At 73.6% G+C, this 12732-nt stretch carries 13 protein-coding genes; 5 read left to right on the forward strand and 8 right to left on the reverse strand.

Features of this window, described 5'->3' with window-relative positions:
- From ACFV4N_RS19320 to ACFV4N_RS19330, 3 genes are all read left to right on the forward strand, one after another.
- On the forward strand, positions 1 to 541 hold a 541-nt coding region (locus ACFV4N_RS19320), incomplete at its 5' end, for a LysR substrate-binding domain-containing protein (protein WP_499673919.1).
- Between the two features lie 98 nt (positions 542 to 639).
- Positions 640 to 1131: a hypothetical protein gene (locus ACFV4N_RS19325; protein ID WP_499673920.1), complete on the forward strand. Its 492-nt coding sequence runs from the start codon at positions 640 to 642 to the stop codon at positions 1129 to 1131.
- 168 nt (positions 1132 to 1299) lie between these two features.
- On the forward strand, positions 1300 to 1641 hold the full coding sequence (locus ACFV4N_RS19330; protein ID WP_499673921.1) for a class I SAM-dependent methyltransferase: 342 nt from the start codon (positions 1300 to 1302) through the stop codon (positions 1639 to 1641).
- Positions 1642 to 1678: 37 nt separating this feature from the next.
- Here ACFV4N_RS19330 and ACFV4N_RS19335 read toward each other — a convergent pair whose 3' ends face one another.
- The gene (locus ACFV4N_RS19335; RefSeq protein WP_499673922.1) at positions 1679 to 1858 is read right to left on the reverse strand and encodes a hypothetical protein; all 180 of its coding nucleotides are present in this window, start codon (positions 1856 to 1858) and stop codon (positions 1679 to 1681) included.
- 422 nt (positions 1859 to 2280) lie between these two features.
- Here ACFV4N_RS19335 and ACFV4N_RS19340 point away from each other — a divergent pair, with 422 nt between their 5' ends.
- Complete coding sequence (locus ACFV4N_RS19340) at positions 2281 to 3501, forward strand: PP2C family protein-serine/threonine phosphatase (RefSeq protein WP_499673923.1); 1221 nt, start codon at positions 2281 to 2283, stop codon at positions 3499 to 3501.
- 110 nt (positions 3502 to 3611) lie between these two features.
- Here the strand turns inward: ACFV4N_RS19340 and ACFV4N_RS19345 are convergent, their stop codons facing one another.
- Both ACFV4N_RS19345 and ACFV4N_RS19350 read right to left on the reverse strand, forming a co-directional pair.
- Positions 3612 to 4565 (reverse strand): anti-sigma factor RsbA family regulatory protein, encoded by a 954-nt coding sequence (locus ACFV4N_RS19345; protein ID WP_499673924.1) that lies wholly within the window; start codon positions 4563 to 4565, stop codon positions 3612 to 3614.
- Positions 4562 to 5404: an MEDS domain-containing protein gene (locus ACFV4N_RS19350; RefSeq protein WP_499673925.1), complete on the reverse strand. Its 843-nt coding sequence runs from the start codon at positions 5402 to 5404 to the stop codon at positions 4562 to 4564. The genes ACFV4N_RS19345 and ACFV4N_RS19350 overlap by 4 nt, the downstream gene beginning before the upstream one ends.
- A gap of 501 nt (positions 5405 to 5905) precedes the next feature.
- Here ACFV4N_RS19350 and ACFV4N_RS19355 point away from each other — a divergent pair.
- The gene (locus tag ACFV4N_RS19355) at positions 5906 to 7051 is read left to right on the forward strand and encodes a carboxylate-amine ligase (RefSeq protein ID WP_499673926.1); all 1146 of its coding nucleotides are present in this window, start codon (positions 5906 to 5908) and stop codon (positions 7049 to 7051) included.
- A gap of 329 nt (positions 7052 to 7380) precedes the next feature.
- Here ACFV4N_RS19355 and ACFV4N_RS19360 read toward each other — a convergent pair whose 3' ends face one another.
- The 5 genes from ACFV4N_RS19360 to ACFV4N_RS19380 form a co-directional block, all read right to left on the reverse strand.
- Positions 7381 to 8949 carry a class I adenylate-forming enzyme family protein gene (locus ACFV4N_RS19360; protein WP_499673927.1) on the reverse strand — a complete coding sequence of 523 codons (1569 nt, stop codon included), beginning with the start codon at positions 8947 to 8949 and terminating at the stop codon, positions 7381 to 7383.
- A complete protein-coding gene (locus tag ACFV4N_RS19365; protein ID WP_499673928.1) occupies positions 8946 to 9485 on the reverse strand; it encodes an SRPBCC family protein in 540 nt (179 codons plus the stop codon). The genes ACFV4N_RS19360 and ACFV4N_RS19365 overlap by 4 nt, the downstream gene beginning before the upstream one ends.
- 116 nt (positions 9486 to 9601) lie before the next feature.
- Positions 9602 to 10588: an NADPH:quinone reductase gene (locus ACFV4N_RS19370; RefSeq protein ID WP_499673929.1), complete on the reverse strand. Its 987-nt coding sequence runs from the start codon at positions 10586 to 10588 to the stop codon at positions 9602 to 9604.
- The gene (locus tag ACFV4N_RS19375) at positions 10585 to 11823 is read right to left on the reverse strand and encodes an MFS transporter (protein WP_499673930.1); all 1239 of its coding nucleotides are present in this window, start codon (positions 11821 to 11823) and stop codon (positions 10585 to 10587) included. The genes ACFV4N_RS19370 and ACFV4N_RS19375 overlap by 4 nt, the downstream gene beginning before the upstream one ends.
- Positions 11824 to 11876: 53 nt before the next feature.
- Complete coding sequence (locus ACFV4N_RS19380; RefSeq protein ID WP_499673931.1) at positions 11877 to 12359, reverse strand: RrF2 family transcriptional regulator; 483 nt, start codon at positions 12357 to 12359, stop codon at positions 11877 to 11879.
- Between the last annotated feature and the right edge of the window lie 373 nt (positions 12360 to 12732).

Here is a 12732-nt window from a genome sequence, read left to right on the forward strand (position 1 = left end):
CCCCGGCATCGCGCTCCGGGTGACGAGCTCCGCCTCGACGACCGGTCAGCTCGCCGCCCTCGCCGCCAACGACCTCGACGCCGCCTTCGTGGCGGCGCCGCCGGACACCCCGGGCGTGCGGGTCCACCACCTCTGGGACGAGCCGCTGCTCCTGGCCGTCCCCGCCGCGCGCGCCCGCACCGCCGGCGACCTCGCCGCGCTCGCCGAGCTGCCCCTGGCCCGACCCGACCGCGCGGACAACCCGGGCGTCCACGACCTGATCACGGCCGCCTGCGAAGCGGCCGGGTTCACCCCTCTCCCGGGGCCGACCCCGAGCCGGGTCCAAGACCTCCTGGCCGGCCCCGTCGCCTCCGGCGAGTGCTGGACCGTGCTCCCCGAAGGCGTTGTCCCACAAGGCTCCACCGCCGTCGCCCTGGTCCGGCCCGACCCGCCGATCCACGCCCCCGCCGCGCTCGCGCTGCCCGACCGCGACCCCCGCGCGTCCGCGCTGACCCTGCTCGGCGCCGCGCGGGGGAAGGCCGTGGCCGACCAGCCCGCCTGAGGACCGCACCGCAGGGCCGTGCAGAAAGCTTGCAAGGACTCCACAGGGTCGCACCGCCATGCTTCCGCTCGGAACAGCCACACCGAGAGGGGAAACCGATGATCGGAATTCGCGGAGCACGTGCGGTCGCACTGGCGGTGGCAGCCGGTTCGCTGCTGGTCGGCTCGGCCCTGACCGCGGCCGCGTCACCCGCCGCGGCGGGGGAGGCGCGGTACTGCGCCGCCGACCTGGCGACCCGGTCGACCGCCTGCGCCGGCACCGACACCGAGGCCGCGCGGCTCGCGGGGATCGGCGCGCAGGCGGTGCTGGCCGTGCGGCTGTACGACGGGATCAACTACTCGGGGGCGACGTACGACTTCTACGTGACGGCGCCGTGCACCCCCGAGTACGAGGGGGAGTACGGCAACCCCAACCTCGGCACGTTCAGCAACCGGGCCAGTTCGGTGCGCACGTACAACCAGTGCGACGTCCACCTGCACGACCCCGTCAACTACGGCTCGCCCTACTCGGTCTGGATCGACGCGTCGTCCAACCTGTCCAACATCGGGACCGGGTGGAACAACCGGGCCAGCTCGATCGGCGTCTCGTAGCGGTCACCGCCCGGCGTCCTCGACAGCGCGCCGAGGACGCCGACCGGTCCCCGTGCGACCCGCGGCCGTGCGGGGACCGGTCGTCCCGAACTCCCGAAGACGCCGGGCCGGGTCGAGTTCGTCACGGGCCCGGTCGACTCCTTCGCCCCGCACCACCCCTTCGACCTGGTGACCTGCGTCCACGGCATGCACTACCTGGGCGACAAGCTCGACGCCCTGACCCGCGCGGCCTCGTGGCTGACCGCGGGCGGCCTCCTGGTGGCGAACCTGGACCTCGCCGCCGTCGTGTCGGAGCAGGGACACCCGTGGCGCCGACGACTGACCGGGCCACTGCGGTCGGCCGGCTTCGACTACGACTCCCGACGCCGCCGCATCAGGTGCGTCGGGCATCGACAGGTCAGCCTGCCGTTCCGGTACCTCGGCGCCGACGACCGGGCCGGCCCCAACTACACCGGCCAACCGGCGGTCACCTCGTACTACTCCCACGCACCCGCACGGCCGCCACGGTGACCGGTGCACCGCGCCCGTGCCGATGAGCCGGCGCCACTCACCGGCTGTGGCAGGACGTGCTCCACGAGCCTGCGGGCGTGAACCGCTCGCCGTCGGCCCGGAGGACCACGGGATCACCGTTCTCGAACACAACCCGGTCGCCGACCGCCAAGAAGTGGGGGCGGTCCAGGGCGAACGCGTACCCGTCGTCGGTCTCCAGGCGGTCGACGAGCGTCAACCGCCCACTCGGGGTCGCTCCGTCAAGGGGCAGGCGCACGGCCCGATCTTCGCGTACCCGCGCCTTCGTGAACACCCGGACGGCGCCCGCACCTCGGACGCCCGCCGGTTCACAGCACGGCGGTGAAGTCGATGTGCCGCGGCAGCAGCGTCATGCCGGGCGAGTAGGTGCCGATCTGGGTCCCCAGCGGGCAGTTGACGTCCACCACGGACGCCGGGGCCGTCGCAACCGGCGCGGACCACTCGCAATCGGCTGAACGGCTTGCGGTGGCGCACCATGCGTAGGTACCGGTGCCGCAGAACTGCGGATGCCCCCGAGCGCGCGCACCGGGCGCATTGCGGTTCACGGGTCGTCTTTCCGAACAACACGGGTGATGTTCGTGAGACGATTGGGTAGACCTCCCGGGAATTCAGGAGGTTGCCGTGAGCGGTGGCGGGGCGGGACCGGGTGATGTGCTGGCGGCGGCGGAGAGCGCACCGCCGGTGGAGTCGGTCGAGGTCGTCGCGCGCGACCTGGCCAAGCGGTTCGAGGCCTTCGACGTGTCGTTCCTGCTGGTGGACCTCGTCGACGAGCAACTGGTGCGGCTGACCTCGACCGCGCAGGACCCGGGTGGGCGTTCCGCGGAGCGCATCGACCTGCGGGACAGCGCCTACGAGGAGGTGCTGTGCACCCAGCGGCCGTGGCGGGAGCAGGACGGCGAAGGGGTGCGGGCGGTGCTGCCGGTGACCAACCGCGGCGACTGCGTGGGCGTGCTGGAGCTGACCGTTCCGGCGCTCGACGACGAGCTGCTGGCGCAGCTGTCCGAGGCCGCCCACGCGCTGGCCTACGTCATCGTCACCGACCGCCGGTTCACCGACCTCTACCACTCCAGCCGGCGCACCACCCCCGTGAGCCTGGCCGCGGAGATCCAGCACCAGCTCCTGCCCTCGGCCCCCTGCTGCGAGGCCGCCCAGTTCACCGTGGCCGGCGCCCTGGTGCCCGCCGACGACATCGGTGGCGACACCTACGACTACGCCCTGGACCGCGACGTCCTGCACCTGTCGATCACCGACGCCACCGGGCACGACGTGGCCTCGGCGCTCACCGCGACCCTGCTGGTCGGCGCGCTGCGCGGGGCCCGCCGCGAGGGCTGCGACCTGGTCGAGCAGGCCCGCCGGGCCAACGAGGCGCTGCTGGAGCACGGCCGGGGCTCGCTGGCGACCGGCCAACTGCTGCGCGTGGACCTCGCCGGAGGAGCGGCGGAGCTGGTCAACGCCGGGCACCCCGCCCCGCTGCTGCTGCGCGACGGCGTGGTGAGACCCGTGGAGCTGGGGATCGACCCGCTCTTCGGCGTCGTCCGGCACGCGTACCGGGTGCAACGGCTGGACCTGCGCCCCGGAGACCGGCTGGTGCTGTTCACCGACGGGATGTTCGAACGCGACGCCGCGGGCGCCGACCTGCCCGCGCTGGTCCGCGACACCGACGGCCTGCACCCCCGGGAGGCGGTGCGGGCGGTGACCGGTGCGGTGCGGCGCGCCTGCCGCGGCCTGCTCCAGGACGACGCCACCGTGCTGTGCCTAGACTGGCACGGGACCGACCGCACCTATCGCCGGGCCGACAACGGCGCGGACACGGAGACCGCCTCGTCCACCCCGCCGTGGTGATCGACCAGGCCGGTGCCGGGGTCGGTCGCTCCCGCGTGCCGTGCCGGCCGGCGCCCACCCGCGCGCACTTCGCGCCCTCGGGCGTCGGCCTTCCCGTCGCGACGGGGTGATCAGGCGTGCGGGCGGTAGGGGTCGCCCGCGGTGAGGCGGATCGTGAAGCCGGTGTCGTCGTGGTGGAGGGCGACGTGGTGGCACAGCTGGTGGGTCAGCCACAGGCCGAGGCCGCCGATGTCGCGGTTCGGGGCGGGGAGCAGGCCCGCGAACGGGTCGGTGGGCCCGGCGCCGGTGTCGTGGCAGGTGACGACCACGTGGTGGGCGTCGGACCAGACCCGGAAGCGGACCGGTGGGCGGCCGTGGCGCAGCGCGTTGGTCACCACCTCGCTGACCGACAGCAGCAGGTCTTCCACCTCCGCCGCGGGCAGCGTGCTCCTGTTCGCCCCCTGCACCGCGGCCCGCGCGGCCGACGGGCTCGGGTCGGTCAGCTCCACCAGCGGCGGGGTGCGCTGGATCGGGTGGGGCGTCATCTGCCGGTGCTCGGCGAGGAAGGCGGGCGGTTCGACGTAGCGGTCACAGGCGTGGTGTTCCCCGTCCGGGGTCGCGGTGAAGGGGTGGGTGCGGGCGACGTCGTCGAGGACGTGGCGGGGGGTGGTGCGGGTGTCGTAGGCGCACATGCTGCGCAGGGGGAACTCGTCGTAGGCGTGGTTGACCGCCGACTCGTAGCGGGCCCACCAGTCCCACGAGGTGGTCAGCGCCGCCGGGGGGACTTCACCGACGATGCGGATGCCGCGCGCGCCGGAGGCCACCAGGTCGGCCATCATCTCCTGGTAGGACCTGATCGCGGTGGCGGGTCTGGCGTAGAGGTCGTCGGTGGAGGTGAACGCGGTCCCGGCGGAGCGGGGCAGCGCCGCGCGGACCAGTTCGGCCCGCTCCGGTTCCAGGGACACCACGGTCGGCTCGCCGGCCTCCAGCCCGCCCAGCAGGAACGGCACCACGACGGCCAACAGGTCCTCGTCGGAGGCGTAGTAGATCGCGGAGTGGTCGTAGCCGCGCTGCCCGGTGCTCATACCACCCCCTCCACGCGAACGCTGGTCACGTTCAACAGGCGCAGGACGTGGGCGGGGGAGGACAGCGCGGTGCGCAGGACCACGGTCGCCCCGAGCCGGTCGGCGTGGTCGGCCAGCGCCAGCAGGTTGCGGTGGTCGACGAACTCCAGGCCGGCCGCGTCGATCACCACCTCCCCGGCCACGGGCCGCAGGTCGGCGCGCCGGAGCGCGAGCGGCCACAGCTCGTGGGCCGCCGAGTCCAGCTCCCCGTCCAGCCCGGCCGCCGCCCCCGCACGCCCGCGGGCGTGCAGGCGGAACGGCGCGGCGCCCGTGCTGGTGCGCGGGTGCAGGCAGGCCAGTTGCGCGATGGCCTCGTCACCGAGTTCATCGCGGTCGTAACCGCACATGCCCGACAGGGGCCGGGTGGTCATGCAGCGCTCGACCAGGTGTTCGTAGCGGGCGAAGGCGTCCAGCTGGGCGGGGGTGCGCACCAGCGGGGTGACGTCGGCGGCGACCCGGAGCCCGGTGAACCCGGCGGCCAGCGCCTGCTCGGTCGCCTCGGCGTAGGACCGGACCTGCTGTTCCGGGTCGATCACCGCGTCCGGGTGGTAGGTCGCCTCCAGCGAGGCGACCTGGACCGCGCCCGGCCGGGCGCCCCCGTCGAAGGAGCCGACGGCGCGCAGCCGGTCGGTGAGGGCCCGCGGGTCGCCGGGGGCGGAGTAGAGGACGCGCTGACCCGCGGCGAGCCCTTCGGCCAGGAACTCCCGCGCCCGCTCGTCGAAGTCACCCCGCCGGTCGTAGCGCCAGCACAGGTGGCTCGGGGAGTGGGGTTCGCGCGCGCGGTCCAGCGACGCCTGCATCTCGCCAAGCTACGGCATCCCCGCGGCACGGCGGGCGGCCGACCCGTCGGCCGCGGAGGGGGTTCGAGCCGCCCGCCGAGCCGACTCGTCGAGCGCGGGCCGGGTCGACCGGTCGAGGTTCGGGCGCCCGGCGACGAGCTGACCAGGCGGTGCCCGTCCCGCGCGGTCGGGTGGCGGTCACGACCGGAGGGCCGGCCGGTCCGCCCGCCCGTCACCCGGTCCGTCGGCGTCGTCCGGAAGCGCCCGCGCCAGGCCGACGAAACCACCCGTTCGTGGTCGGGCCGCCCGTTCCTCGTTCGAGTGAGTTTGCCCGCCCCGATAAGAGGTACTCCAGCGTTCCTCCCGGCAGCGAGGACGAGGTTGCGGGGAGAACTCAGGTCGGTCGAACAGCGTGCCGACACCCCACGTGACTGCCCTGCTCCGGGTTTCGCGCCGTCATGGCGGACGACGGCGGCGCCCGGCGGGTGCGCGTGCGGACCACCACCGAGCGGTGAGGACGCCATGACCAGCACCGATCACCTGTTCTCCCCTGACTCCGAGCTACCGACCCTGGGCGTGGAGGAGGAGTTCCTGGTCGTCGATCCGGCCAGCGGCCTGCCCCTGCCGGTGGCGGGCGAGGTGATCGACGTGGCGAACGGCTTCGGCGCGGACCTCCGACCGGAGCTGACGCGGGTGCAGGTGGAGAGCAGCACGCCGGCGTGCCGGGGGATGCGCGAGGTGCGCGGGCACCTGCTCGGCGCGCGGTCGGTGGCGGCCGCGGCGGCGTTGCGCGCCGGCGGGCAACTGCTGGCGGTCGGGGTGCCGCCGGCCGGGCCGCTGGGGCAGCCGCTCACCGACGACGACCGCCCCCTGCGCATCGGGCGGGAGTACGGGATGCTGGCCGCCGAGCACGGGGTGTGCGGCTGCCACGTGCGCGTCGAGGTGCCGGACCGGGAAGTGGCGGTGCAGGTGTGCAACCACCTGCGGCCGTGGCTGCCGGTGCTGCTGGCGCTGACCGCGAACTCACCGGTCCACCAGGGCGTGGACACCGGGTACGCGAGCTGGCGCTCGGTGCTCAACAGCCGCTGGCCCTGCTCGGGCGCGCCGCCGTACTTCACCTCCGCGCGGCACTACGACGCGGTGGTGGACGCGATGGTCGACAGCGGGGCGGTGCTGGACCGGGAGATGGTCCGCTGGGACGTGCTGCCCTCGGACCGCCTGCCCGCCATCGAGGTCCGGGTCTCCGACGTGCCCGCCACGGTCGACGAGTCCGTCCTGCTCGCGGCCCTGGTGCGAGCCCTGGTCACCACCGCCGCCGAGGCCGTCGGGCGAGGGGAGTTCGCACTGCCGGTCTGCGAGCAGGCGCTGCGCGCGGCCTACTGGCGCGCCGCCCACGACGGCATCACCGGCCAGGGCACCGACCTGTTCGCCAACCGCCGCGCCCCGGCCACCCACCTGCTGCGCCGGCTGGTCCACCACGTGCGGCCGGCGCTGCGCCGCTCCGGGGAGCTGCGCGCGGTCAGCACGCTGATGACCAAGGTCTTCCAGGTGGGCAACGGGGCCGTGCGCCAGCGACGGGCCCTCCGGCGACGCGGGCGGCTGGAGGACGTGATGGCGCTCCTGGCCCGCAACACCGGCCAGGACTGCCTGCCGGAAACCGCGGCGTGAAGGCGGCCGGCGCACCCCGAGCACCGACGGGGCGGCGACCACGGGCCGGGGCGGAGTGCTCCAGCAGCCGACCAAGCGGCTGCTGGATCCGGCCTCGGAAGGCGGGACCACCGCCCGCCCGGACCGCGGCGCCCAGTTCGAGCCGCGATCCGGCCGAGCGGTGGAACCGGCCTCCCGACCCGGTCCACCCGGTGGTGTTCGTCGACGCGATCCACGTGAGGGGCCGGGCCGGCCAGGTGGCCGATCGGCCGGACCGCCGGCGATGGCGGCACCACCGCCTCGGCATCGTGCGCACTCGGAGGTCGTGGCCCCGCGGTTCGCGCTGTCGGTCAGTCCGAGGCCGGCACGCCGCGCAGCCTGCTGGCGAGCTCCAGCCGCTTCACCTTGGTCGTGGCGGTGTGCGGCAGCTCGGACAGCCGCATGTGCACGGGCGGTGTCATGGCGGGGAGCCCGACGACGGCGGCGGCCCACGCCCCGGGGTCGAGCGGCCGGTCGCTCTTGGTGGACACGACCGGCACCGCTCTGCCGTCCTCGCCGTGCACGATCACGACCTCCGCGAGGTCCTCGAGCCTGGCGAGCAGGTGGTCCTCGGCGGCGAGCGTGCTGCCGAAACCGGGGATCTCGTCGACCTCGCGGTCCAGCATGTGCAGGCAACCCCACCGCGTGCGGTAGCCCAGGTCGCCCATGCGCCACCAGCCGTCGTTGGTCTGCTTGTGGTACCGATCGGCTTCGCTGAGGAACGTGATCGCGCGGCCGTCGCTGCGCACCTCGACATGACCGGGCGAGGTTCGCGTCGGCCGCTTGCCGTCGCGGCTGACCACCCTGATGTCCGTCATCCCGGGGAACGGGAACCCGACGCACCGGCCGTCCGCGGTCGGCGAGCGGAACCTGGTGTAGGTCCGAATCACGACCGGGCCGGTCTCGCTCTGCCCGTACAACTGGCCGAACAACGGGAACCTGCGCTTTGACGCGCGTACCAGCCGGTGGATCGTGCGCGGGTGGATGGCGTCGAAGGTGCTGCTGAACAGCTTGACGCTGGCGAGCGGCTCGCGAGGGTGGTCGGTGAGCTCCTCCCACAGCATGAACGAGTTCGGGTGCGCCTCGAGTATGCCGGGCCGGACCGCGGCGAAGATCTCCGCGACGTGTTCCGGGGAGTCGTCGCGCAGCACCACCACGGGGAAGCCCCGTGAGAGCGCGATCGTGGTGGCGCTGATGATCCTGGAGTGCACGAAGGAGACGTGCATGGCGATCGGTTCGCGGACCCGCTTCAACGCGATCGCGGCAGCCTGCGGCCGGTACCGCGCCTGGAGGCTGAAACCCGTGTGCACGGCCATCTTCGGCACCCCGGTGGTGCCGGACGTGTGGGTCACCAGCGTCGGCCGGTCGGGGGACGCGATCACCGGGCGCTTGCGCTCCACGCCCGCGAGGTCCGCGAGCGCGCGTGCCCGGGGGTGCTCGCCTGTCGTCAGCAACACCGAGCTGGTGATGTCGAACACCGATGCGGACAGCTCGCCATCCAATTTGGACTGGTCGGTCACCAGGTGCGGCCGGTTCGCCCTCGGCAGCATCTCCGCCACCGTGGCCCCGTCCAGCTTGGCGGACAGCAGGACCGGCACCGCGCCGATCCGTGCGGCGCAGAACGCGAGGAGGGTGATGTCGAAGCCGTCCGACTTGTAGACCACGACGTGCTCGCCGGGCCGCACGCCGGCCGCCCACAACCGGGAGGCGACGTCGTCGACGAGGTCCGCCAGCTCCGCTACGGTGAACTTCCTGCCACGGCCGGGCGCCAGGTCGAGGTCGTGGTCGAGGAACACCACGTTGGCGGGGAACCTGGCCGCCGCGCGGTCGAAGACGGTACCCAGCCTGATGCCCCGGTTGGCGATGCGCTGCAGGATCACTTCCCGCCCTCCTCGACCTCGTCCTCGAGCGCCGCCTTGATCCGCCGCACGGTGGCGTCCATGTCCTGCTCGAGCTTGGCGGCCCACTCGGAGAAGAACCGCTGCCGCTCCTGGTCGGTCATCCCCGCGGTGATGCCGCGGATCCCCTCGGTGGCCGCGCCCATCCGGAAGCGGTGCACGAGCACGCACCCCTCATCACCCGGCTCGACGTCGAACGACCAGACGCTGTCCTGCGGAGACCCGGTGCTGTCGCACATGGCCCAGCTGAAGGTCTTCCCGGGCTCGGCGGCGACCACCTGGGCGACGGTCCGCCAGCGGCCCCGTACCACCGGCGCCCACGCCACCACGTCCTCGGCACGGAGGTTCTCGCCCTGGAACACGGCACCGACGGTTCCCGGCATGCCGGAGACCCATGCGCCGCCGGTGCATTCCACGCTCCACTCGCCACTGCGGGGGAGGTCGCTGATCGTCGCGTAAGCCCTTTCCACCGAGGCGGCGACGGGAATCCGCACGCTGATCTCGAACAGCGGCGTCATCTGAGTTCCTGTGTGGGTCACGAAAGGCATCCTGCGGATGGCGTGACGGCACGGTCAACCGGCGACGTGGTGGTCCGTCAGGTCGTCCGTCAGGTCCGGTCGCACCGGATCCCCCGTCAGCCCGTCCGCAGCACGATGCGGCGCCCGCGGGTCTTCCCGGCCTCCACCAGCCGGTGCGCCTCCGGCGTGGCGGAGAGCGGCAGGTGGTCGACGCGGCGCGGCCGGACCACACCGGCCGCCAGCAGGCGGTTGATCTCGCCCGCGGCCTCGGCGAGCTCCGCCACGGTGGCGTGCGAGATCACGAAACCCCGGATGGCGCAATCCCGCAGGTACAAAGGCCCCACGGGCAGGGTGGGCCTGGCCCGCATCCCGGCGAGCAGGACCACCCGGCCGCGATGGGCGAGCAGGTCGACGGCGGTCTCGACGTCGTTGGCACCGGCCGGGTCCAGGTACAGGTCGACGCCGTCCGGGCAGGCCGCGCGCAGCCGCTCGGCCTGCCCCGGGTCGCGGCGGTCGACCACCTCGCTCGCGCCGATCTCCCGGCAATACGCGAAATCCGCGGCACTCGCGGTGGTGACCACCCTGGCGCCGGTCGCGGCGGCCATCGCGACCATGGCGCTGCCCACGTTGCCCGCGCCGCCGACCACCACCACCACGTCGCCCTGCCGCAGACCGCCGTGCGTGAACAACGCGAGGTACGCGGTGGCCGCCGGATGCGCCACCGCGACCACGTCGTCCTGCGACACCCCGGCGGGCACCGGGTAGAGCCGGTCGGCCGGCACGGCCACCCGCTCGGCGGCCGCGCCCGGCCGGCCGCCGTGGCCCATGCTGTTGCACCACACCGCGTCACCGGGCCGGAACCCGGTCACCTCGGCGCCCGCCGAGACCACCGTCCCGACGAGGTCCCGGCCGACGACGAACGGGAAGGTCAGCGGTGTGCGGAAGAGGCCGGCCCGGATGAACGTGTCCACGTGGTTGACGGTGGTGGCACGCACGTCGACCAGCACCTCGCGGGGACCGGGCACGGGTGCGGCCAGCTCGCCGTACCGGATCTCCTCGGGACCGCCGAGCCGATCGACGTACGCCGCGCGCACGGTGTTCACGCCACGTCCGGTACCGTGCCGGGGGACCGGCGGGCGGTGAGGGTCAGGAAGGCCAGTGCGAGCACCGCGATCCCCGCGCCGATGGCGCAGACCAGCGGAACGCCCGTGGGCAGCGTCGCGCCGCCGAGCACCGTGCCGAGGCCGATGCCGAGGTAGATGCCGGACGAGTTCAGCGACACGACGAGCGGTGCCTCGTGCGGTGCCGCCTCGATGAGCCGATGTTGCTGCGGCGGTGTCTGGCACCAGCTGCTGCCGCCCCAGCCGGCCATCAGCAGGCCGACCACGGGGAGGAACGCGGCGCCCGCCGCCGCGAGCCAGCCGAGCGCGCCGAGCGTGACGGCCATGCACACGTAGCCGATCGTCAGCACCCGTGCGGCGCCCCAGCGGTCGGTGGCGTAGCCGGCGGCGAAGTTGCCCGCCACCGCGCCGAGCCCGTACAGCAGGAGCATCAACGCCACCGCCTCGCCCGCGCCGACCGCTTGCAGCGTCGGGACGGTGTAGGCGTAGGCGGTGTAGCACGCGGTCATGCCGAGCACGGTCAGCGGCAGCACCCTGAGCACCGCAGGCCTGCGCAGCACCGAGAGCCTGGTGCGCAGCGGAACCGCCTGCCCGCCCGGCATCTTCGGCATCACCGCGTGGATGCCGATGCCTGCCAGCACGCTCAGCACGGCGACGGCAATGAGCGCGGAGCGCCAGTCCAGCACGTGGCTGATCACGTTGCCGAGCGGGATGCCGACCGCCGTGGCCACCGTCAGCCCGCCGATCACCACCGCGAGCGCCCTCGCCCGCAGCTCGGGACGGACCAGGGCGGCGCCGACGGCGCCCGCGTTCGGGGTGTACATGGCGGCCCCCGCCGCGGCGGTGACCCTGGCCACGACGAGCACGGCGAAGTTCGGCGCGAGCGCGGCGAGCACGTTGCCGGCCGTCAGCACGGCCAGTGCCACGAGGAGCAGTTGCTTGCGCGGCAGCCGTGCGGTCACGGTGGCCAGCACGGGGGAGAGGAGGGCGTACGCCGCGGCGAACACCGTCACCGACTGGCCGGCGGTCGATTCGGACACCCGCAGCGACTCGGCCATCTGCGGCAGGAAACCCGCGACGACGAACGCGTCGGTGCCGACCGCGAACGTGCCGAGCGCGAGGATGAAGGTGGGGGTCAGACCCCGGGACGACAGCGGACGTTCTTCGGCGGCAGCCGGTTTCGTCTGCGCATCCGCGGTACGGGAAGGCTTGGACATATGGTGTGCCTCTGGGCTGGGGAGCTCGGTGTGACGGGAGAGGCGGGTCCTGCTCAGCCGCTGAGCAGCTGGTAGGCCCGCCGGGTGCGGTCGACCGTCGCGCGGGGGGTCTTCACCGCGAGGTCGGCCAGCGTCTGTGCGGCGAGTTCACGCCGCCACGCGAGTTCTGCCCTGCGCATCGCGGTGGCGATGCCGCACGGGCGGCGCAGCTCTGGTGCGGAGGGGTTCGCGGAGGCGAGTCCCCTGGCGCGGACCTCGGTGCAGCGGAAGGCGTCCTGCCGCCCGTCGATGGCGGCGACGACGTCCATGAAAGTGATGTCCTCGGGTGCCCGCGCGAGCAGGAAGCCACCCCGCGCGCCGGGCACGGCGACGAGCACGCCGCCGTCGACGAGTGCGCGCAGTTGCTTGGCGAGGTAGGGCCGGGGCAGGCCGTACATGGCGGCCAGCTTCGCCGTGGATACCGGTTCGCCACCGCCGACCCACGTGATGGCCAGGCAGCAGTGCAGGCCCCACTCGACGCCCTCCGACAACTGCATAACGTGGATAGTACACATCCACGTTATGCGACGCACGCCCTCCTCGTCGCGGTGCGGCGGCGGGCCGGCGTGGGCCAGGGGTGGGGCGGGCGCGGTCCGGCGGGCACGCGTTCGAGGCCCCCGGTCGGCGGAGTCGGTGAAGACCATGACCCCGGACCGGGTGTCGGGCCGCGTGTCGTGGTGGCGGCGCGGTTCCGGGGCGGCCGCCCGGGAAGAAGTGGGTCGGTGCCCGGGGTCGGCGAACCGGCCGCCTTCGCGTGAAACCCCGCGCGCGCCTCGTCAATTTCGACTTCAATTAATCTTCCAATGGTACCAGATCGATTAAGGAACGGCTACCCGCGATATCCAAGATCAAAGTTGTCGATCCGGCTCT

Source organism: Actinosynnema sp. NPDC059797, assembly GCF_042732085.1.
In the GTDB taxonomy this organism is placed as follows: Bacteria; Actinomycetota; Actinomycetes; order Mycobacteriales; family Pseudonocardiaceae; genus Actinosynnema.

Excerpts from the sequence above, each read along its gene's own strand:
- ACFV4N_RS19325 (WP_499673920.1), top strand. The coding sequence starts at position 640 with ATGATCGGAATTCGCGGAGCACGTGCGGTCGCACTGGCGGTGGCAGCC.
- ACFV4N_RS19345 (WP_499673924.1), bottom strand. The coding sequence starts at position 4,565 with ATGAGCACCGGGCAGCGCGGCTACGACCACTCCGCGATCTACTACGCC.
- ACFV4N_RS19350 (WP_499673925.1), bottom strand. The coding sequence starts at position 5,404 with ATGCAGGCGTCGCTGGACCGCGCGCGCGAACCCCACTCCCCGAGCCAC.
- ACFV4N_RS19355 (WP_499673926.1), top strand. The coding sequence starts at position 5,906 with ATGACCAGCACCGATCACCTGTTCTCCCCTGACTCCGAGCTACCGACC.
- ACFV4N_RS19365 (WP_499673928.1), bottom strand. The coding sequence starts at position 9,485 with ATGACGCCGCTGTTCGAGATCAGCGTGCGGATTCCCGTCGCCGCCTCG.
- ACFV4N_RS19375 (WP_499673930.1), bottom strand. The coding sequence starts at position 11,823 with ATGTCCAAGCCTTCCCGTACCGCGGATGCGCAGACGAAACCGGCTGCC.
- ACFV4N_RS19380 (WP_499673931.1), bottom strand. The coding sequence starts at position 12,359 with ATGCAGTTGTCGGAGGGCGTCGAGTGGGGCCTGCACTGCTGCCTGGCC.